Genomic DNA, 19,915 nt, shown 5'->3' on the forward strand with positions numbered 1-19,915 from the left:
TGTTTAACACAATGTATATATGAAATAATCTAATTTATGTCAACTTCATAACAGAATTTAAATTCACAACATCTTCTTGAAAGTAATTTTATTTTTGATTTATGGATGTTGAATACTGAACGTTGCTGCATTAGTTAATTTTTTCAGAAATTGCATACTAATGTGCAAATCATCTCCGATTAGAATTAATGAACAAATAATTATTAATTAATCGACTACGCTCAAACATGAGTTTACCAAAGATTTGGTACTCACTGTCACTTTTTTGGCTTAAGTTGTGGAATCTGCATAAATTCTACACAACTCTGTCAAAAAGTAGCTGCATCAATCTAAATCAATGTCCATAGCAGGTTAAACTAGGTGTGGTGACAGCCGCTCCACCGTTCCTTAATGAGGCTTTTATGGGAGCTAATCTGAAACAGATAGCCAATTACTTAGACAACCTTGGCTGGGAATACCGTTTTGATGAAGACGAAGACAGGATTATTACAGGTGTAGAAGCTGATCACCTAGAAGATTTTCTGATAGTCGTTCAGTTGGATGAAGATGGAAAATTTTTCCGAGTCTTTGCACCTCAAGTTCTCGCAGGAGTGAAAGAGCATCCTTACAAAGCTTCTATTTTGCAAACCATGTTGGCCATTTCCTGGGAGACCAAAATGCTGCAATGGGAATATGACCCCTCCGATGGTGAAATCCGTGCCATTATTGAGTTTCCCCTCGAAGACTCAATTCTCACTGAAAGACAATTTCACCGTTGTTTGAGTGGATTAATTCAGGTGGTTGACAGCATAGCCTTACCGCGACTACAACAGGTTATGGCCACAGGAGAAGATCCAGGTAATATAGAACTTGGAGAAAGACTTTTACTCAGTATCCAAGAAGAAGCCCCAGGATTACTGGATTTGCTAGAAAAAGCAATGGAAGCTCGGAAAAAGCGGGGAAGTTTTCCCAATGAGTGAGGCGGAACATCACTGAAATAGCTATACTCCAAAGTGATAACCTCACTAATATACAGAAATTTTTTAAGGCTGGATTTTATGACATCCTATACAACTTCCTCAGCCAAAGCGGAAATGAGTGAACTCCGGCGGTTAAAAAGCTTGCTACCGCCAGAATTGCAAAGTTGGGTAACGGTTGAAGGCACAACTGAGGTCAATCCACCCCTAGTGCGTTGCGAAGAAATTGGTAAAGACCAGGTAGAAATTCAAATCGACTTGGTGAAATGGGATGCTTTGGCAATGGATCAGCGTAATCTCCTATTCTGGCACGAAGTAGCTCGTGTGCAGAATGACACAATTCCTAAAGATGGCTGGGAAATGGCAGCACTGGCTATTGGTTTAGGTGGTGCTGTGGGAGAGTTATGGGTACAGGATGGCTTGTTACTGGTCTTAGCTTTAGCTTTGTGTGGCGTTTCCGGGTGGCGACTGTATCAAAAAAATAATGGTGACAAGCAACTCAAAGAATTAGTTGATGCTGACGAAAAAGCGATCGCACTAGCAACCCGTTTTGGTTATAGTCTCCCCAACGCCTACAAGAGTTTAGGTAGTGCCTTAAAAACCTTAATTGACACCACCCCCGGTAAGCGTCAGCGTTCTCGCTACGAAGCCAGGCTTTCCGCCCTTAAACGCAGCGCCAACAAAGCCAAAGCCAAATCTAGACCTACAGATGAAGACAGACTGTAGGGGAGCAGAGGAGCAGAGGAGCAGGGGAGCAGGGGAGCAGAGGAGCAGGGGAGCAGGGGAGCAGGGGAGCAGGGGAGCAGGGGAGATGGGGGAGATGGGGGAAATATTTTATTCTTATCCTCCTTCCTCCTTCCTGCCTCCTGCCTCCTGCCTCCTGCCTCCTGCCTCCTGCCTCCTGCCTCCTGCCTCCTGACTTCTGACTCCTGACTTCTGACTCCTGACTCCTGCCTTCTGCCTCCTTCCCACCTACATCTGATTCAACATTTTATGAGTCTGGGGAATCACCCGCACTTGTTTAACAAACTTCTTCATCAACGCTTGCCATTCTAAAACTTGGTCTGGAGCAGGAGCTTCTACAGGTACTGGACTAAATTGTTGAGACTCTGCTAAAGGTGTCACAGGTTGCAGAAAAATGGGAATATTCTGACTAACATCAGCAACTAATAAAGCCGAGCGTTCCAATTCGCCAGGATCTGTCCTTTGAGAGACAATTATCTTGACAAAAATATTTAAATTTGCATCAAAGCATATTTGGAGAAATTTTTTATGTTCTGTCCAATGAGTTTCGCCACTCACACTAGGCAATTTTAAATCCATACCCACAGAATCTAGGTAGGGGAGAATCATGGCCAACTGTTCAGGGCGATGTCCTCCAGTTTCCAGGTAGATAGGTAAATTGGTCTGCGATCGCACTTCGGGTAAAAATTGCGCCAAAAATGGGGCATGAAGAAGTGGTTCGCCTCCAGTTAAGCTAATGCTATCGTGTAGAAAAGGTAAATTTTGCCTTTCCACCCATTTTATCAACGTGGCTGGAGGAATAGGATTAGAGTGCATTTCAAAATCTCTCAATCCAGGGGAACGCTCTATTTTACATAGCGAGGGTGCATCCCATGTATGGGCGCTATCGCAAAAGTGACAACGCAAGTCACAAAGACCAAAGCGAATAAAAATTTGGCGCGTCCCGACATTGAGTCCTTCCCCTTGAATAGCAGAAAAAACTTCAACCAGGCGTGCAGTAGGTTTAACCGTAGTTTTAGCAATCATGAGATGATAGATAGCAGCGCGATGATCGCACCGTAGGCACAACAACAGGAATATTTACAGTTTCTTGTTCCATTGTGAACTTTATTTAGCGATCCCCAATCTCTGAGCGAAAAACTGGTTATTTGTACCAATACTTGTCGGTTAACAAGGAAAAAGGATTGGAGAAAGAAAAAGAAAAAACCGTTCTTTCACCTTTAAAGTTTTCTCTTTAACCAATTGAAAGTTGAAGGTACAAAACCCCGTGCAGTATTGCTACCTCTCCTTAATCCTACTTTTTAAAATTTAGGTTAAGTAATTTTCCAGGACAAAATAATGTTTGGCAGATTAGATTTAGATGGCAACTAAAGTGCATAGCTTCATGAGTAGCCAACCCACAGAGGCAGATTTCCCAGTTACTTACCTGAACGATACAGCTATAGTGCAGGTGTCTATGCGTTTAAGCGTGCTTGAGGCTGTTGGCTTTAAGCAAACCTGCCAAAACTTAATCCAAGCTGATTCACATCCCCAGCAAGTTGTCCTTGACTTCCAAAATACTATTTTTATGGATAGTAGTGGTTTAGGGGCTTTGGTAAGTAATTTTAAATACGCTCAACAAAAAGGAATCGCATTCACACTTCGTAATGTTACTCCTCAAGTTATGGCAGTGCTAAACTTGACCGGATTAGATCAGGTATTTTCTATTGAGTCTATTAACAGCATCGAACCCATAGAATCCAGTAGCCTGGGAGATAGTCAGAGAAACATAGCTCGAAAAGTAGAGCCGTTACCTCAAACTCATCCTTCTGTGGCTTCTTGGATGAAAAGACTGATTGATATAGTTGGATCATTAGTAGGTTTAGTTATTACAGGTGTTTTACTTATTCCCATTGCGATCGCTATTCAAATAGACGATCCTGGCCCTATTTTCTTTAGTCAAATTCGTTGCGGCTGGATGGGTAAGCGTTTTTATATTTGGAAATTTCGTTCTATGTGTGTTGATGCAGAAGCTAAAAAATCTCAAGTCAAAAACCAAGTAGAAGGTGCTTTCTTTAAAAATGAAAACGATCCCAGGATTACAAAAATCGGACGCTTTTTGCGTCGTACAAGTTTAGACGAACTACCACAATTCTGGAACGTCCTCAAAGGTGAAATGAGTTTGGTAGGTACTAGGCCACCTACCCCAGACGAAGTAGAAAGATACGAAGTACCAGAATGGCAACGTTTCGATGTCAAACCAGGCATGACAGGCGAATGGCAAGTAAACGGACGCTCCACAGTACGCAGTTTTGAAGATGTAATTCGCTTGGATTTGCAGTATCAGAAAAATTGGACTTTAGTTTACGATTTAAGACTGATTCTCAAAACCATAACCATATTGTTTAACAAAAACAGTGGCGCTGTTTAACAGTTAACATTTAACAGTACCCCTGCTGAAGCGAAAAACTACCAAATATCATTTCTGAGTTTACCCAGACCTGTCAAAGTGGTTCTGGGTAAATTTTGCTGTAAGCTCAGTGTTTATAGCAGCTTCCAGCCAAATCTCAGTAAATAAATGAGTATTAAAAAATATTTTTTACTATATTTAAATACAACTACACAGAAACTGGAAGTAGTCTTAATGTATAATCACTGAAAAATCTGAATCTTCTTTAACAAAAAATATCAAATTTTACACAATCTTCAACGAAAACTTACTGACAACCCGGCAGTATAAAGAGATAATGAAGTGATCCAAGAGATAGTATACTCCTAAGTGACTTTGAGGACAGATACTGATTGTCAGTTAACAACAACCAGGAAACTCCGACTAATTTGTTATGCGGATTCTAATTTACTCATACAATTATCACCCAGAGCCTATTGGTATTGCCCCGCTAATGACTGAATTAGCAGAAGGACTGGTCAAACGTGGACATCAAGTGCGGGTAGTTACAGCTATGCCCAACTATCCTGAACGTCAAATTTATGAGGACTATCGCGGTAAATTGTATTTAACAGAATATAAAAATGGTGTTCATATCCAACGCAGTTATGTTTGGATTCGCCCCCAACCCAACCTATTTGATCGGGTAATGTTGGATGCTAGTTTTGTAGTCACCAGTTTTTTACCTGCAATTATGGGCTGGCGACCAGATGTAATTCTTTTGACCTCCCCATCTCTCCCAGTTTGTTTACCAGCAGCCCTTTTAGGATGGTTACGCGCCTGTCCAGTTATCTTAAATTTACAAGATATATTACCCGAAGCAGCTATCCACGTCGGTTTACTGAAAAATAAATTACTAATCAAGATATTCACAGCACTAGAAAAATTTGCCTACGCCTCCGCCACTAAAATTAGTGTAATTGCTGATGGGTTTGTAGAAAACTTACTTTCCAAAGATGTACCAGCTAACAAAATTGTGCAAATTCCTAACTGGGTTGATGTCAATTTTATTAGCCCCTTAGCAAAAGAAAATAACCCTTTTCGCGCTACGCATAACCTGAACGGTAAATTTGTGGCTTTGTACTCTGGTAACATCGCCTTAACCCAAGGTCTAGAAACAGTAATTAAAGCTGCCGCCAAATTACGCCAGATCACAGAAATTGCTTTTGTGATTGTTGGTGAAGCCAAAGGCCTGCAAAGACTGCAACAGAAATGTTTGGACGAAGGTGCAGACAACGTTTTGTTATTACCATTTCAACCCCGTCAAGACTTGCCGCAAATGTTGGCAGCAGCGGATGTAGGTTTGGTGATCCAAAAGAAAAATGTGATCTCCTTCAATATGCCATCAAAGATTCAGGTTTTACTTGCCAGCGGTAGGGCGTTGATTGGCTCCGTACCTGACAATGGCACAGCTGCCAGAGCAATTAAACAAAGTGGTGGTGGAGTGATAGTTCCTCCAGAAGATCCTCAAGCCTTAGCAACAGCGATTTTGGAATTGTACCAAAACCCAGCAAAAGTAAAAATGCTGGGCTGCAATAGCCGTCAATATGCTGTTGAGCAATACGCCTTTGAACAAGCCTTAAATCAGTATGAGACATTGTGTTATTCATTGACCACCGATGGTAAAACCATTCAGCCCCCAGTTGTCACAACAGCAGCTAATAAGAAGGGTGTAGAAGTTTAAGGGTGTAGGGTGTGGGGGAGAATGGTCTTCTCCTGTACCCTCTGCTTCCTAGCTAATTGTGAAGCCAGCCACATAAACACCTATTTTTTTGTTAGTATTCAAAAAAACCTATTCACACAATCGCAAGTTGTTTGTAGGTGTAGTAGTTGCCAGCATAGTTAACACAAGCTCACATTCTCAACTTTTGATGATTCAAAATTTGTCAAAAACTGTTGGCTGAGTTTTGTTAATCATGATGTTGACTGCCACATATCAGACAAATTGTGACAAAAGGAAAAACGCACCTGAGGTTGAATGACTGATTATTTCCAAGGAAATTTCCCATTAGAATCTGTCCCGCTGACAAGAACTACAGTGAAAAGCCCAATGGCTACGACTGATGATGTGAGCGGAAAATTAGCGATAACCATTGCTGAAGCAGGATCAGAACGCAAAGCTGGTGAGATTTTATTGCTCAGAGTAGCAGATGTGTCTTACCTATCTGATTACTTTGTGATGATGACTGGCTATTCTAGGGTACAAGTGAGAGCGATCGCCTCAGCAATAGAAGCAAAAGTCGAAACTGATTGGCAACGTCGTCCCTTAAGGACAGAAGGAAAAGCTGAGGGAAGTTGGGTATTACAAGACTATGGTGACGTGATTGTTCACATCATGATGCCTAAAGAACGGGAGTTTTATAATTTAGAAGCGTTTTGGGTTCATGCCGAACGCATTTCGCTACCAAACTCTGATGACGGTAAGCCAAGATGATGAGATCCTCGGTTTTTGATTGCCCAGTTCCTACAGAACAACAACCGCTTAATGAGTACGAAGAATTAAAAAATTCCTGGCTATTTCGGGATACAACCTTAAGCTGGGGTAATTACACCAAGAAAATTTTTTGGATTTGGGGTTGGTCGTGGCTGGTGGCAGGCCCAGTAGCAGCGGCCAGCTTTCCTCCACAAAAGCATATTGTTTATTTTATTCTTTGTGGATCTGCTGCCGCTAGTGTGGGAGTGGTGCTGCTATTAGTGCGGTTGTATTTGGGTTGGTTCTACGTGCGCGATCGCCTCTACAGTCCCACCGTATTCTATGAAGAATCTGGTTGGTACGATGGACAAACCTGGACAAAACCCCAGGAAGTCATTAGTCGCGATCGCTTAATTGTCACCTATGAAATCAAACCCATCCTGCAACGCTTGCAAATTACCTTTGCAGGTTTGGCTTTAATGTATCTTATTGGTACTATAGTGTGGCATTTGTTATAAATTAGTCATCAGTCACTAGTCATTAGGCACAGGGAACGGGGAACAGGGAACAGGGAACAGCGGAGAATAACCACTGACTACTGGACAACAGACCACTGACCACTGACAACAGACCACTGACCACTGACCACTGACAACCTACAAAATAGATATAAACCCATGACAATGGGAAAACGAACACAAGCCACAGCACTGGAAGTCCGGTTGCTGCGCGAAGGAATTATCGAATCTCGGCATATAGTCCAGGCTGTAGTTAGCGACGAACGGGGACGAGTTCTGTCTGTTGCTGGCAACGCCGAAACCGCTGCATTTGTCCGTTCTGCCCTGAAACCATTTCAAGCCCTGGCTGTCACCAGCACAGGCACATTGGAACGGTATGATTTGAGCGATCGCGACTTAGCAATTATCACCAGTTCCCACAAAGGCAGCATGGAACAGGTGCGACAGGTATTTAACATCCTGTGGCGAGCAGACCTTGATCCCACAGCCCTACACTGTCCCATTCCCCAAGGTAAGCGCAGTGCTTTAGAATATAACTGCTCTGGCAAACACGCAGGAATGTTAGCTGTTTGTCAGCAACGCCATTGGCCTTTAACCAGCTATTTGGATCGTAAACACCCAATTCAGCAGTTAATTATCACCAAAGTCGCAGAATTGCTGCGAATGCCAGCAGAAGAATTTCTCACCGCCCATGATGACTGTGGCGCACCCACATATTTAATGCAACTCAGTCAAATGGCCTCTCTATATGCTGTTCTTGCCTCTAGCAATAGCTTGGATATGGAGCGCATTGTCCGCGCCATGAATCATCATCCCACTATGGTGGCTGGAGATGGTGAATTTGACACGGAATTGATGCGCCTAGCTCCCAGTGAACTTGTCAGCAAAGCTGGTGCAGAAGGCATACAGTGCATCGGCCGACTGGGTGAAGGCATGGGATTGGCAATTAAAGTCATGGATGGAGCCAAACGGGCAAAATATGCCGTAGCCATTCACCTGCTGCAACAAATGGGCTGGATTACTCCCAGCGTTGCCCAGAGACTATCAGAGAAGTTTATGAACCTGGGAAAATACAAACGTTTGGAAGTAATTGGAGAATTATCGCTTTTGTAGTTGACAAACTTTTGACTTCGCGTTATATTAAGGAAGTCGAGAGACGAAAGCGACGCGGGATAGAGCAGCCTGGTAGCTCGTCGGGCTCATAACCCGAAGGTCAGTGGTTCAAATCCACTTCCCGCCACCAAATTGAAAAATGAAACCCTGTAATCTTTATTGATTGCGGGGTTTTGTTTTAGGCGCTACATGAACAAAACGCGGCAGTCCCTACCCTCACTCTTCATCACCCCCAAATAGGCTGGATTGGAAAAATTAATTGGATAAGTGTATCTTACAATGAGAGCCGGTAATCTTAAAATACGATTACAGTTTTGCAACAAAAGTATCAAAAAAAATATCTACATTAGTAATAGCTGTAAATATCCTTCCAGAAAGCAAATGTCAAACCAGAAAAAAGACCAAGATCACCTTGTACCAAAAAGCCATGATCATGCACCTTGGAAAAAAGCAACGGCCTCTTTATCCTTGGTGTTGCTGGGATCAGGTATGACCTTAGCAGGTGGTTATTTAGCTGGAAACCAACAGCAGATATCTGACACTGCATCAAAACTAGCAGTGAATCGAGTCAATGCGGCTCCCCCGTTACCAGCAAATACTGATCCTAATTTTATTACTCAGGTTGTCCAAAAAGTTGGACCTGCGGTAGTGCGAATTAACTCATCTCGCACAGTTCAAAGCAACTTACCGGAAGAATTTAATGACCCATTTTTCCGCCGCTTTTTTGGGTCACAACTACCATCACAGGGTAGAAATCGGGTAGAGCGGGGTACTGGTTCAGGTTTTATTCTCAGTGCTGATGGTCGCATTATTACCAATGCTCATGTGGTTGATGGTGCGGATACGGTGAGTGTCACCCTTAAAGATGGACGCACCTTTGAAGGTAAAGTAGTGGGGAAAGATGAATTAACTGATGTGGCGGTGGTGAAAATTAAGGCGAATAATTTACCAACAGTGACTTTGGGTAATTCTGATCAATTACAACCTGGACAATGGGCGATCGCCATCGGTAATCCCCTTGGCTTAGATAATACAGTAACTACAGGCATTATCAGTGCCACCGGACGATCTAGCAATCAAGTTGGTGTTCCCGATAAGCGAGTAGAATTTATTCAAACCGACGCAGCAATTAATCCTGGTAACTCAGGCGGGCCTTTGCTGAATGCGCGAGGGGAAGTAGTTGGTATGAATACAGCTATCATTCAAGGAGCGCAAGGCTTGGGATTTTCCATTCCCATCAACACAGCACAACGAATTTCTAATCAACTGATTACAACAGGTAAAGCGCAACATCCATATTTGGGAATTCAAATGGTAGCTTTAACACCTGAGTTGAAGCAACGTATTAACTCAGATCCCAACAGTGGTTTAACTGTAAATGAAAATAATGGTGTATTGATAGTCAAAGTGGTGGCTAATTCACCAGCAGCTAAAGCGGGAATACGTGCAGGAGATGTTGTCCAAAAAGTGAATAATCAAACAGTTACAGATGCGGCTGATATACAAAGAGCAGTGGAAAAAACTCAAGTTGGCGCAGATTTGCGCCTAGATATACGTCGTAATGGCAACAGTATGAATCTATCTGTTAAAACTGGGACTTTTCCCACTCAAGAGCAAAATTAGTCAGGAGTCAGGAGTCAGGAGTCAGGAGGCAGGAGTCAGGAGGCAGAAGGCAGAAGGCAGAAGGCAGAAGGCAGAAGGCAGGAGGCAGAAGGCAGGAGGCAGGAGTCAGGAGTTCAGGAGTTCAGGAATTCAGGAGTCAGGAGTCAGGAGTTCAGGAGTTCAGGAGTTCAGGAGTTCAGAAAAATAAGAAGAATAAGAAGAAACTTCCCCCCTGCTCCTCTGCTCCTCTGCTCCTCTGCTCCCCTGCTCCCCTGCTCCCCTGCTCCCCCGCTCCCCTGCTCCTCTGCTCCCCTATTCCCTATTAACTGAGACAATAAGAAATAGTAATTGCAAACATTGCCAACATTACAGGGATCGCTGTAATTAAATCTAATTTGCGATTTTTCAGGATTTTAAAGCAAGATATAGGAATAATTAAAGGCCAAAAAATAGTAGTTATTAAAGACATAACAAAAGATAAAAATTTATCTTCGGCAGTAGATGCTGGATGACGCAGGGAAAAACGTAACCAATTGGTAAAAAAATAACAAGTCATTAACAAATAACTAATCACTAAAGTCAATTGGATCTGATTCACTTGTTCTACTCCTTAGATTGTGTGAGATCCAGCAACAATTTCTGTATTAAGGTTATTAGTATAGTTTAAGCAGTGGAGATGCATAAGTTTGCAAATAGACTTTGTTTTTTAATCACTTTGATGCTAACTATACAAAATTTCTCCCTAAAACCAATATTAATCACATACTAAAAACTCTTTAAACAGGATTATTACTGAAATTTAATACCCAAATAATAAGGATAGTAATTATACATATAGATGTTAATTAACTATTCTCACATTGGTATAGCACACATCACAGAGAAGTGGCAAATAAAATGCTACATTTCCTGCTTTCTCTATTGCGTTGGTGATTAGTCATTGGTTATTAATTGCTCTTTCCTGGTTGGTGAGCCTACGAAATGTCGAGCTTGTCAAAGGGTTAAATTACTGCCGCAATGGAATTTTAAAGCTGAGAACTGGAGGAAGTGCGATAACTATAACCTACATGAGAATCCTTTTGAATATGTTGTTTAATGCTGTCAAAATCTATGAAGTAATCAGCCACATCAATCAGAGTATCGCTCGTCATTGTTTGCAAACCGATTACTTCTACCCTAGATCCCAAGCTGCTAACAGCATTGACAGCATAAGCTAAATCGCCATCTCCGCTGACTAAAACAGCAGTATCATAGTAGGGCGCTAAAGTAATCATATCAACGGCAATTTCTACATTCAGATTAGGTTTTTTGCCGTTTTCTGCAACTGCAACTATATCTTTTGTAACTACACGATAACCATTGCGACGCATCCATAACAGAAACCCTTGTTGTTTCTCTTTGCTGGCATCAACTCCTGTATAAAAGAAAGCACGCAATAGACGAGAACTTTGTGTTAAACGACAAAGCAGTTTCACATAGTCGATTTCAATGCCTAGTTGCAAAGCAGCGTGAAAAAGGTTTAAGCCATCAATAAAAATTGCGACTCGACCGCGATTGATATCATCTCCAATGTTCATGTCGTTGCTAGTCTCTTGGGGCTTGATTTCTCGACCTTTGGCAGTAGTTTTTATAGTGGGTGGCCCTTGCCAAAGTGGCTTTTCTTTAAGTTCTTTATATTCGTTTGTTTTTTTGCTAAGATTAGTAAAACTCATTGATACCTCTAGATTTTAAATTTTGGATGTATTTGATAAATTTCTAATACTACTATAGTCTGTGTTAATTTGATAACCCTAGTAATAAACTTAGCCAGAAGTTATTTACAGACATTCATTGGTTGCAAATAAACTTAACCCATTTGGACTGCGCCATATCTTAAATTAAAGTAACGTATGAGAGTAAATAACACAATTTTATTAAAGCAGTCGTTGATATTGAGGTTAAAACCAAGACTTTATCATTATTCTAGCCTTTTGCTTGCAGAAAGGCAAAAATTCAAACTGGCTGAATCTGTTTGTTTTTAAATGTTAAAAAATTGTGAGATTTTCAGTTACTAGTTACTTATGTGCTGTGGTTGTTTTGTATGGTAACAGGAATTAAGCCTTGCAAAGTAAGAACGGAACAATGAGCATGATGCAAAACGTAATTGCTGACACTACCTAATAAAACTTCACTGATGCCAGAACGTCCTCTACGACCAACTATAATTAAGTCAGCTTCCCAAGTGAGAGCTAATTCACAGATGATGCGGCCTGCATCACCTATACTTTGGGTAAATTCCGTTTTGACACCTGTATTTAATGCTGTTTGAGCGAGCGAGCGCATCCAATCTAGTCTTTCTTGCTTGAGTTGATCCCATGCTTGCATATATTGATTAATGGTGTCAGTATGCAAAGATGGATAGATTGTTTCTGGTTGCAAAAATATAGGGTTGATATAAGGATCTTCTAAGGGAGATAAAACGTGGAGCAGCATCATTTCTGCATCATTTGCTTTTGCTAAAAATGAGGCTTCTTGAAAAATACACTCACTCGCTTGGGAGTTGTCTAAAGCCACTAAAATTTTGTGAAACATAATTATTATTCCTTAAGAAATAATTAAAATTTATTACCTATTGTGGTTTCAATATGGAATGGACTGACCTATATTGGCCATATTAATCGAATTTTTTGAGAATTGTAATTTTATTCTAACTTTGGCCATAAATCTGAATGCAGTTGTGAATGAGAGCTACTCTAGAAGTAGAGTCCAAGACAGAGAAGCTAGTGTTAGCGCCAATAGAAAAAAATCACCAGCATTTCATAGAGAAATAAGTATTTTCTCCACATCTCAAATGGATGGTAAGTAATTCCCAACCCGAAATCTAAAATCCCCAATTAGTAAAGAAGGTGATGGCGATGGTGAGCAGATTTCGTAACCGCACTGAAGCAGGACAGATATTAGCGCAGCACCTGACAGCCTATACTAACCGAGAAAATTTATTAGTATTGGCCTTACCTCGTGGGGGTGTGCCGGTGGCTTTTGAAGTAGCCACAGCCTTAAATGCGCCTTTGGATGTGTGTATTGTGAGAAAACTCGGTGTACCTGGACATAAAGAATTGGCCATGGGTGCCATAGCTTCTGGGGGAATAGGGGTACTCAATTACGATGTTATCAATACTTTGGGAATAAACAAAGAGATAATTCAGGTAGTTGCGGCTGAAGAATTGCAAGAATTACAGCGACGCGATCGCACTTACCGGGGAGATGCACCACCCATAGAAGTCAAAAATAAAGCCATAATTTTAATAGATGACGGTATTGCCACTGGGTCAACCATCCGTGCTGCGATCGCCCTTCTGAAACAACAACAACCTGCAAGCATTATTGTAGCAGTTCCAGTTGCACCAGCCAGCACTTACAAAGAATTGCAGTCAGAAGTAAATGAAATAGTATGCTTGCAAACCCCAGAAGTAATGTCTGCTATTGGAGTGTGGTATGAAGACTTTTCCCAAACTACGGACGAAGAAGTTCGCGAACTTTTAGCCCATTTTAAATTTTAAATTTTAAATTTTGGATTTTAGATTTTGGATTTTGGATTTTGGATTTTATAGATTTTAAATTGCTGTTGTATCTTGATTATTCCCTGTCACCTGTCACCTATCACCTATTCCCTAAAAGGCTAAATCAATGAATACGAAAGAATCATGGAATGTTTTAGAACAAATAGTTACCGTTGAGCTAGGACTCGTGCGACTAAAAGGAGAATTAGTAATACCACCCGAAGCTCAGGGAATTGTTGTATTTACCCATTGCAGTGGTAGTGGCCGCTATAGTAACCGCAACCATTACTTAGCCCATCTGTTGCGTCAGCAGGAAGGACTAGCGACACTGTTGATAGATTTACTAACAGAAGAAGAAGATGCAATTGATCAGCGTACCCAGCATTTTCGTTGTGATATTAGCTTTCTTGGTTCTAGGTTAATTTCTGTTACAGAATGGCTGTTTGAAAACCGCATTACCCGTCATTTAAAAGTCGGTTACTTTGGTGTTGATAGAGGTAGTTGTGCAGCATTTTTAGCTGCATTAGCTTGTCCTATGAATGTGGGAGCGATAGTTTGCCGCAGCGGGTATACTGATTTAGTCAGTGAAAGTCTTTCCTCTGTGCAGACTCCAACTTTGCTCATTGTTGGTGGTAATGATTGTTCGATAATTGCTATGAATGAGGATGCACTGACAGAAATTCCCACCCAGCATAAACAATTAGAGATTATTCCTGGAGCAAGTCACAAGTTTAGCGAACCGGGAGCAATGGAAGAAGTAGCCAGATTAGCAAGTAAATGGTTTAAATATTATCTGACACCAAGTGAGAAAAATAAATTGCATTTGCATACTATATCTTTAAGGAATTGATTTTTGATGTAGCATGAAACTCAAAACTCTAAATTTGATCAGGCTTTGAGAAGTTTGGTGAGAAATTCGGACTGGGTAGCAGCTTAACTATGTCTTTAGGTATAAAAATAAACTGTTCAATTGTGTTAAATTACAGGAGTGAAGAAAAAGCAACTTGTTCAGTTGCAAGAGTAGAAATAATGAGGATCAATAGCAAGGTATAACCTTAAAAACTCCGTAATCATCAGGATTTAATTCCCTCCCTGGGAGCTATAGGAGCGAAGGCATACATAACCCACATTTCAGGGAATAGCATCCTTGACTTACGGTGACTGGGTTAAATTGCAGTAACTTGACGCTAATAGAGAATTCCGTTTAGTGGACTTAAACAGGGTTAGCTAATAGCAAATCGAGTATAAATCATCGTAAATATATTCTTATTGACTGTAACAATGATGCGATTTTAAATTCACTTGATCTGGAAAATTAATACGGAGAATATTATGAGCTTAGAAAATCGGGTTAAAGCAACTGCCAAAAATATTGAAGGTAAAGTTCAAGAAGCTGTAGCTAATGTTACGGGAGATCCCCAAGCTCAAGCGGAAGGTAAGGCAAAACAAGTCGAAGCAAGCACTATTCACGTTGTTGAAAACGTGAAAGATGAAATTAAAAACATTATTGACTAAGAAGAAGATAGTCATTTTTCTAGAAAGTATAAATAGCAATCCAATTACAGCAGAATATTGTTTACGCTACGCTATCAGGATTCAGGAGTAAAACTGGCTTTGTGTATAGGTTTCAATTTTGATGCTGTACCTCATTGATCTACAATCTGCTACATTTATACTTTCTAGTCTCGCGCCCTTAATTAATAGTCAAATCAATCTTTTGAAAAATAAAAAATTTTAGGATTTAGAATGAGTTTAATTCAAAAAAATTGTCAAGTATTGCTAACCATTAGCCTGGTTTTATTAATTTCAACTTCTATAGGATTTGGTTTAGTTTCTGGAGATAATTGGGCTACGACTTTTTCACACACGCATCTAATTGGTCAAATGCCTATTCAAATAGCAACAATGGATAGAGCAAAGGCAGTTGCTAGGAACATTGAAGGTAAAACTCAAGAAGCAATCGGCAATATTACTGGTGATCCAAAAGACCAAGTTGTTGGCAAAATTAAACAAGCAGAAAGCCACCTTCGTAACTCCGTAGAAAACGTGAAAAGCAATGTGAGTTTATCAGGAAGAGTTAAGGCAGTTGCTAGGAACATTGAAGGCAAAACTCAAGAAAGAGTAGGCAATATTAGAGGCGATTTGAAAGACCAAGCTGCTGGAAAAGCCAAACAAGTAGAAAGTCAAGTTCTTAACACAATAGAAGACGTGAAAGATAATATTCAAAATATCCTCAATTAAGGGATAAAAATTGTAAGCATTCAGTCGTCAGCTATCAGCGAACCCTAATTAATTTTAATTCCCTCTACTTCAGCCTTGAACGCTGTTGATGTAGTCTGCCTTTAGGTATTATCTGTCGGCTGACCGCTAGGGATTTAACCGTTCCCTTTTCATGATATTAGAGGCAGATTTTTTAAATTTGTTTGTGTCCTAATTCCACCAATTATTTCTGGTAACAATTATGAATAACCCCAAAAATCCTAATTCAAATAACCATGAAGATAATTTAACAGAGGAAAAAACGTCCTCTCATGGTCGTGTCTCTGGAACAAACCTCAAGAACGAAGCATTAGAAGTACGGAATCAAAACAATGCTGCTGGTAGTTTATTAATTGGTCTGGGTATTACCGCTTTTTTAGGACTGAGTGGACTTGCTTACTACTTCTGGGGGCGGCCACCAGCTACCAACTCGGTAATTGTTGTACCTGTTCCTGTGGCCTCTCAAGAGCCAGCTAAACAGACAACTATCATCGAAAAGACGAATACTGTTGAGCGTGTTCCAGTACCAGCCGTTGTTCCTGTTCCTCCACAAAGTGCGCCTAATGTCAGCGTTAAAGTTGACGTTCCACGGTCACAAGAACCTAGACAAGGGAAAACAGATGTTAATGTAATTGTCCCTAATAATTCACAGCCTGCTACGGCTCCACAGAACACGAAAATTAATGTAGCTCCTGCTGAATCTTCTACCAAGACTCCAACACCGACCTCTAGTCCAGATACGAGTTCAAAAACGCAAACATCTCCTAATACGCCCAAAGCAGATTCAAATACTGATAATAAAACAAATTCAAACCCATAGTAACGCGAGTCTTTCGGCTGGTGTTTAAAAACCCTCCCACGCAGGAAAGTTCCGTTGCTCAAGCCTTATTTGGTAGCGGAACTACTATATGGTGGATTGTTTTGCCATAATCTTCTTAATATTACTAATTTTAACGGTTTGAATAGTTTAGCGATCGCTCTATTTTTTGTACTTAATTTTTCCTTCTATAATCATTAGAATCATGGTCTGTTGCTATGTAAGAGTTATCTATAGGTTCTCTCTGTTGTAAACGGCTTTGCTCTGCTTGTCTAATCTCGTTTTCTAGAAAGAAATTTAGTAAAGTTCTTAAAAGTACGATCGCTCCCAAGTTTAAAATATCCTGGCGTGTTGGCGCAACTGCTGTCCTGAGTATGTCACTAGCCACGGTAAATTCTAATCCTAAAACTAAAACTCGCCCCAATTTGAGCCGGATTGATTCCGTAGCATTAAAACTTTGTCGGGAACGGGAAAATAACTGTTGAATATAAGTAAAAATACTTTGAATTACTGTACTACCAATAACTACTGCGGCAGCAATTTCTGTACCTGCTGCTAAATAGCCGACAATCAGCTTCAGCCATGATTCTAGCGGACTCTTTGATATGACTTCTGTGTGATTTTGTTCAACGTTGAGGCTTAACAGGAGAACCAAACCAAAAATCAATGCCACAGGCAGTAGAATATTAACGAAAGAATTGTCTTGAGACTCTCGTTTCATATCATCATCTGTTTAGTATATTAGTATACTTTTAATAGTTTCTGTATATAAGTTACATCTTTCTCTTGATAGAAAAAGATGATGACGCTTTTATTACTTGCTACTGTCGCTAACCCAACCTGATTTTTGCTGCTTGAAAAGGAGTGTGCTGTGACTAAATTTTTATTCGTGACAGATTTGGATCATACCTTTGTTGATCATACCGTTACAGATGATAAAGCACTGAGAGAGTTAAGCGCTCGCCTCAAAAGTCATCGTCAACAACATGGTACAAAGATAGTTTACTCCACCGGGCGATCGCCTACTCTGTATCAAGAACTCCAACAGGAAAAAAATCTCTTTTCACCAGATGCGCTGGTTCTGTCTGTGGGAACGGAAATCTATCTTGATGGTAGTCCAACCACCGATCCAGAATGGAACAGTATCCTCTCTCCTGGATGGGAACGAGATAAAATATTATCTGTCACAGAAAAGTTTCCTCAATTAAAGCCGCAACCAAACTCCGAACAGCGTCCCTTTAAAGTGAGTTTTTTCGTTGAAGAAAAAGCTTTGGACATATTACCACAACTTCAGACAGAGTTGGAAAATCGTAATTTAAATATAAAGTTAATTTATAGTGGCGGTATAGACCTTGACATTTTACCTCTTACCAGCGATAAAGGTCAAGCAATGCAGTTTCTACGACGCAAGTGGAAATTTGCAGCCGAGCAAACAGTTGTTTGTGGCGATTCAGGTAATGATATTGCTTTATTCGCTGTAGGTAACGAAAGGGGAATCATTGTCGGGAATGCTCAAAAAGAGTTACTCCAGTGGCACAAACAGAATCCTGCTACACACCGTTACCTCGCACAAAACTTTTATGCTGCGGGGATTATGGAAGGATTATATTATTTTGGTTTCCTGAAATGATTAGCTATCTTAAAGGTATAGTCGCTGGTGTCCAAGCAATTAGCTCTAATCGTGTCATCTTGACCTTAGAGGTAAACGGGATGGGTTACGATTTGCAAATTCCGCAACGTCTCGCCAACCAATTAACAAATACTGGAGATGTGGTACAAATTTTTACCCATTACCAGATTCGGGAAGAAGTTCCTTTACTCTATGGTTTTTCTTCACCATCAGAACGGGATTTATTTCGACACTTGCTATCTGTGAGTGGTATTGGTGCAGCTTTAGCGATCGCACTGTTGGACACTTTGGAATTACCAGAGTTAGTCCAAGCGATTATTGCTGCTAACACCCAAATATTAATTCAAGCCCCTGGTGTGGGCAAAAAGACCGCTGAACGCATCTGTTTAGAACTAAAAAGCAAGTTGATTGAATGGCGCAAATCAGCGGGCTTCTTCGTGGCTACAGGTGGACCAGCACCAGGAATTCTAGAAGAAGTGCAAATGACACTCTTCGCCTTGGGATATACTGCCCATGAAGTCAGTCATGCCTTGCACGTAGTTAGCGAAAATATTGGTTTACCCAAAGATGCATACGTGGAAGATTGGATCAAACAAGCGATCGCTCATCTTAGTAGTACCGAAGCAGGAGTGTAGAAATCTTAATACATAGAGTTTTGAGTGATGAATAATAACCCCTATGCTTGGATAGAAGAATCTTTACAAACTATACATCGGGCTGACTGGTATCGTTCCGTAAAAACCATTCACAGTAGTCCCGGTGCAAAAGTGATATTATCTGGGCATGAGGTGATTAACTTTGCCAGTAATGATTACTTAGGATTAGCAGCCGATGAACGCTTAAAACAAGCCGCAATCAACGCTATTCAAGAACATGGAACTGGTAGCACAGGTTCTAGATTACTCAGTGGGCATCGAGAATTACACAGGGAATTAGAGCAAATGCTCTCATCTACCAAACAAACCGAAGATGCAGTAGTATTTAGTTCAGGATATTTAGCTAACTTAGGTGCAATTACCGCCATAGTTGGTAAGCGAGACTTAATATTATCAGATCACTATAATCATTCCAGCTTAAAAAACGGGGCAATTCTCAGCGGTGCGAAAGTTATTGAATATCCCCATTGTGACATAGCCCAATTAACAGAAAAACTATATCAACAACGGCAAAATTATCGTCGCTGTTTAATAATTACCGATAGCGTCTTTAGCATGGATGGTGATTTATGTCCTTTACCAGAATTATTAGATATAGCTGAAGAATTTAGCTGTATGCTATTAATTGATGAAGCACACGCCACCGGAGTTATGGGTAAAACTGGTGCAGGTTGTGCAGAATATTTCAGTTGTACAGGTAGAGAATTAATTCAAATTGGTACATTGAGTAAAGCCTTGGGAAGTTTAGGGGGATATGTAGCCGGAAGTAATGCCCTCATTGACTTTTTGCGAAATCGCGCCCCCAGTTGGATTTACACCACTGCCCTTTCACCAGCAGACACAGCCGCAGCTTTAGCAGCTTTGAAAATAGTCCAACAAGAACCAGAACGTCGTCAGCAATTGTGGCAGAATGTCAATTATTTAAAACAATTAATCAAAGAACATTTACCTCATTTAAAATTATTACCTACAGAATCACCAATATTATGTTTGCAATTACCTGACGCAGCCACAGCATTAACAGCAGCACAACATCTTAAAGAAGCGGGAATTTTCGCCCCAGCAATTCGTCCTCCCACAGTGAGTACCAGTCGGATTAGAATATCAATCATGGCAAACCATGAAAGAGGACATATTGATCAATTAGTGGATGCTTTAAAAGCAATGCAAGTATAGGAGGAGTTCAGGAGTTCAGAAGAAGAAGAAGAAATTTTTTCGTTTTCTCGTTCCCTCTGTATGG

Annotated in this window: 20 protein-coding genes, 1 tRNA gene and 1 pseudogene; 17 read left to right on the top strand and 5 right to left on the bottom strand. The window is 40.7% G+C overall.

Translation table 11 applies throughout. The features are described 5' to 3' along the window. Positions 1-401: 401 nt before the first annotated feature. Both ACLLO5_RS08205 and ACLLO5_RS08210 read left to right on the top strand, forming a co-directional pair. Entirely contained in the window at positions 402-959 is a 558-nt protein-coding gene (locus ACLLO5_RS08205; protein WP_413176037.1) for a hypothetical protein, read from the top strand. Between the two features lie 78 nt (positions 960-1,037). Continuing rightward, on the top strand, positions 1,038-1,682 hold the full coding sequence (locus tag ACLLO5_RS08210) for a DUF3318 domain-containing protein (RefSeq protein WP_413174971.1): 645 nt from the start codon (positions 1,038-1,040) through the stop codon (positions 1,680-1,682). Positions 1,683-1,928: 246 nt separating this feature from the next. On the opposite strand, the gene ACLLO5_RS08215 is transcribed toward ACLLO5_RS08210, so the two are convergent. Beyond that, the gene (locus ACLLO5_RS08215) at positions 1,929-2,726 is read right to left on the bottom strand and encodes a 7-carboxy-7-deazaguanine synthase QueE (protein WP_413174972.1); all 798 of its coding nucleotides are present in this window, start codon (positions 2,724-2,726) and stop codon (positions 1,929-1,931) included. Between the two features lie 334 nt (positions 2,727-3,060). Here ACLLO5_RS08215 and ACLLO5_RS08220 point away from each other — a divergent pair, with 334 nt between their 5' ends. The 7 genes from ACLLO5_RS08220 to ACLLO5_RS08250 all read left to right on the top strand — a co-directional run bounded on the left by ACLLO5_RS08220 (position 3,061) and on the right by ACLLO5_RS08250 (position 9,795). After that, positions 3,061-4,110 (top strand): anti-sigma factor antagonist, encoded by a 1,050-nt coding sequence (locus ACLLO5_RS08220; RefSeq protein WP_413174973.1) that lies wholly within the window; start codon positions 3,061-3,063, stop codon positions 4,108-4,110. Positions 4,111-4,522: 412 nt separating this feature from the next. Beyond that, positions 4,523-5,812, top strand: a complete 1,290-nt coding sequence (locus ACLLO5_RS08225; protein ID WP_413174974.1) for a glycosyltransferase family 4 protein — start codon at positions 4,523-4,525, stop codon at positions 5,810-5,812. Between the two features lie 294 nt (positions 5,813-6,106). After that, positions 6,107-6,562: a ribosome silencing factor gene (gene rsfS, locus ACLLO5_RS08230; RefSeq protein ID WP_413174975.1), complete on the top strand. Its 456-nt coding sequence runs from the start codon at positions 6,107-6,109 to the stop codon at positions 6,560-6,562. After that, positions 6,559-7,059 (top strand): CGLD27 family protein, encoded by a 501-nt coding sequence (locus tag ACLLO5_RS08235; RefSeq protein ID WP_413174976.1) that lies wholly within the window; start codon positions 6,559-6,561, stop codon positions 7,057-7,059. The genes rsfS and ACLLO5_RS08235 overlap by 4 nt, the downstream gene beginning before the upstream one ends. A 159-nt stretch (positions 7,060-7,218) precedes the next feature. Beyond that, on the top strand, positions 7,219-8,172 hold the full coding sequence (locus ACLLO5_RS08240; protein WP_413174977.1) for an asparaginase: 954 nt from the start codon (positions 7,219-7,221) through the stop codon (positions 8,170-8,172). 53 nt (positions 8,173-8,225) lie between these two features. Continuing rightward, positions 8,226-8,302 (top strand) — tRNA-Met (locus ACLLO5_RS08245). Positions 8,303-8,553: 251 nt separating this feature from the next. Next, positions 8,554-9,795, top strand: a complete 1,242-nt coding sequence (locus tag ACLLO5_RS08250) for an HhoA/HhoB/HtrA family serine endopeptidase (RefSeq protein ID WP_413174978.1) — start codon at positions 8,554-8,556, stop codon at positions 9,793-9,795. Between the two features lie 301 nt (positions 9,796-10,096). Here ACLLO5_RS08250 and ACLLO5_RS08255 read toward each other — a convergent pair whose 3' ends face one another. The 3 genes from ACLLO5_RS08255 to ACLLO5_RS08265 all read right to left on the bottom strand — a co-directional run bounded on the left by ACLLO5_RS08255 (position 10,097) and on the right by ACLLO5_RS08265 (position 12,345). Beyond that, positions 10,097-10,372, bottom strand: a complete 276-nt coding sequence (locus ACLLO5_RS08255; protein ID WP_413174979.1) for a hypothetical protein — start codon at positions 10,370-10,372, stop codon at positions 10,097-10,099. A 427-nt stretch (positions 10,373-10,799) separates the two neighbouring features. Next, positions 10,800-11,486: an NYN domain-containing protein gene (locus tag ACLLO5_RS08260; RefSeq protein WP_413174980.1), complete on the bottom strand. Its 687-nt coding sequence runs from the start codon at positions 11,484-11,486 to the stop codon at positions 10,800-10,802. 346 nt (positions 11,487-11,832) lie between these two features. Beyond that, positions 11,833-12,345 (bottom strand): universal stress protein, encoded by a 513-nt coding sequence (locus tag ACLLO5_RS08265; RefSeq protein WP_413174981.1) that lies wholly within the window; start codon positions 12,343-12,345, stop codon positions 11,833-11,835. Between the two features lie 323 nt (positions 12,346-12,668). Here ACLLO5_RS08265 and ACLLO5_RS08270 point away from each other — a divergent pair, with 323 nt between their 5' ends. From ACLLO5_RS08270 to ACLLO5_RS08290, 5 genes and pseudogenes are all read left to right on the top strand, one after another. Next, positions 12,669-13,313, top strand: coding sequence for a phosphoribosyltransferase (locus tag ACLLO5_RS08270; protein ID WP_413174982.1), 645 nt, complete (start codon positions 12,669-12,671; stop codon positions 13,311-13,313). A 127-nt stretch (positions 13,314-13,440) separates the two neighbouring features. Then, positions 13,441-14,163, top strand: a complete 723-nt coding sequence (locus ACLLO5_RS08275; RefSeq protein ID WP_413174983.1) for a dienelactone hydrolase family protein — start codon at positions 13,441-13,443, stop codon at positions 14,161-14,163. 482 nt (positions 14,164-14,645) lie between these two features. Beyond that, positions 14,646-14,828, top strand: a complete 183-nt coding sequence (locus ACLLO5_RS08280; protein ID WP_413174984.1) for a CsbD family protein — start codon at positions 14,646-14,648, stop codon at positions 14,826-14,828. Between the two features lie 390 nt (positions 14,829-15,218). Beyond that, a pseudogene (locus ACLLO5_RS08285) lies at positions 15,219-15,374 on the top strand (CsbD family protein); the annotation flags it as partial. A gap of 400 nt (positions 15,375-15,774) precedes the next feature. Beyond that, on the top strand, positions 15,775-16,392 hold the full coding sequence (locus ACLLO5_RS08290; RefSeq protein ID WP_413174985.1) for a hypothetical protein: 618 nt from the start codon (positions 15,775-15,777) through the stop codon (positions 16,390-16,392). A gap of 172 nt (positions 16,393-16,564) precedes the next feature. On the opposite strand, the gene ACLLO5_RS08295 is transcribed toward ACLLO5_RS08290, so the two are convergent. Next, positions 16,565-17,110 (bottom strand): DUF1622 domain-containing protein, encoded by a 546-nt coding sequence (locus ACLLO5_RS08295; RefSeq protein ID WP_413174986.1) that lies wholly within the window; start codon positions 17,108-17,110, stop codon positions 16,565-16,567. 150 nt (positions 17,111-17,260) lie between these two features. On the opposite strand from ACLLO5_RS08295, the gene ACLLO5_RS08300 reads away from it, so the two are divergent. The 3 genes from ACLLO5_RS08300 to bioF are packed head-to-tail and all read left to right on the top strand — an operon-like array spanning position 17,261 to position 19,851. Continuing rightward, positions 17,261-18,019 carry a sucrose-phosphate phosphatase gene (locus ACLLO5_RS08300; RefSeq protein WP_413174987.1) on the top strand — a complete coding sequence of 253 codons (759 nt, stop codon included), beginning with the start codon at positions 17,261-17,263 and terminating at the stop codon, positions 18,017-18,019. Continuing rightward, complete coding sequence (gene ruvA / locus ACLLO5_RS08305) at positions 18,016-18,654, top strand: Holliday junction branch migration protein RuvA (RefSeq protein ID WP_413174988.1); 639 nt, start codon at positions 18,016-18,018, stop codon at positions 18,652-18,654. Before ACLLO5_RS08300 ends, ruvA begins: the two co-directional genes overlap by 4 nt. 27 nt (positions 18,655-18,681) lie before the next feature. Further along, entirely contained in the window at positions 18,682-19,851 is a 1,170-nt protein-coding gene (gene bioF / locus ACLLO5_RS08310; RefSeq protein WP_413174989.1) for an 8-amino-7-oxononanoate synthase, read from the top strand. The last annotated feature ends 64 nt before the right edge of the window (positions 19,852-19,915 follow it).

The sequence above is a fragment of the Anabaena azotica SJ-1 genome, assembly GCF_047275885.1.
GTDB lineage: Bacteria > Cyanobacteriota > Cyanobacteriia > Cyanobacteriales > Nostocaceae > Trichormus_B > Trichormus_B azotica_A.

Bases quoted from the DNA above. Each gene is read 5' to 3' on its own strand.
- ACLLO5_RS08205 (WP_413176037.1), top strand. From the start codon at position 402: ATGGGAGCTAATCTGAAACAGATAGCCAATTACTTAGACAACCTTGGC.
- ACLLO5_RS08210 (WP_413174971.1), top strand. From the start codon at position 1,038: ATGACATCCTATACAACTTCCTCAGCCAAAGCGGAAATGAGTGAACTC.
- ACLLO5_RS08215 (WP_413174972.1), bottom strand. From the start codon at position 2,726: ATGATTGCTAAAACTACGGTTAAACCTACTGCACGCCTGGTTGAAGTT.
- ACLLO5_RS08220 (WP_413174973.1), top strand. From the start codon at position 3,061: ATGGCAACTAAAGTGCATAGCTTCATGAGTAGCCAACCCACAGAGGCA.
- ACLLO5_RS08225 (WP_413174974.1), top strand. From the start codon at position 4,523: ATGCGGATTCTAATTTACTCATACAATTATCACCCAGAGCCTATTGGT.
- rsfS (WP_413174975.1), top strand. From the start codon at position 6,107: ATGACTGATTATTTCCAAGGAAATTTCCCATTAGAATCTGTCCCGCTG.
- ACLLO5_RS08235 (WP_413174976.1), top strand. From the start codon at position 6,559: ATGATGAGATCCTCGGTTTTTGATTGCCCAGTTCCTACAGAACAACAA.
- ACLLO5_RS08240 (WP_413174977.1), top strand. From the start codon at position 7,219: ATGACAATGGGAAAACGAACACAAGCCACAGCACTGGAAGTCCGGTTG.
- ACLLO5_RS08250 (WP_413174978.1), top strand. From the start codon at position 8,554: ATGTCAAACCAGAAAAAAGACCAAGATCACCTTGTACCAAAAAGCCAT.
- ACLLO5_RS08260 (WP_413174980.1), bottom strand. From the start codon at position 11,486: ATGAGTTTTACTAATCTTAGCAAAAAAACAAACGAATATAAAGAACTT.
- ACLLO5_RS08265 (WP_413174981.1), bottom strand. From the start codon at position 12,345: ATGTTTCACAAAATTTTAGTGGCTTTAGACAACTCCCAAGCGAGTGAG.
- ACLLO5_RS08270 (WP_413174982.1), top strand. From the start codon at position 12,669: ATGGTGAGCAGATTTCGTAACCGCACTGAAGCAGGACAGATATTAGCG.
- ACLLO5_RS08275 (WP_413174983.1), top strand. From the start codon at position 13,441: ATGAATACGAAAGAATCATGGAATGTTTTAGAACAAATAGTTACCGTT.
- ACLLO5_RS08280 (WP_413174984.1), top strand. From the start codon at position 14,646: ATGAGCTTAGAAAATCGGGTTAAAGCAACTGCCAAAAATATTGAAGGT.
- ACLLO5_RS08290 (WP_413174985.1), top strand. From the start codon at position 15,775: ATGAATAACCCCAAAAATCCTAATTCAAATAACCATGAAGATAATTTA.
- ACLLO5_RS08295 (WP_413174986.1), bottom strand. From the start codon at position 17,110: ATGAAACGAGAGTCTCAAGACAATTCTTTCGTTAATATTCTACTGCCT.
- ruvA (WP_413174988.1), top strand. From the start codon at position 18,016: ATGATTAGCTATCTTAAAGGTATAGTCGCTGGTGTCCAAGCAATTAGC.
- bioF (WP_413174989.1), top strand. From the start codon at position 18,682: ATGAATAATAACCCCTATGCTTGGATAGAAGAATCTTTACAAACTATA.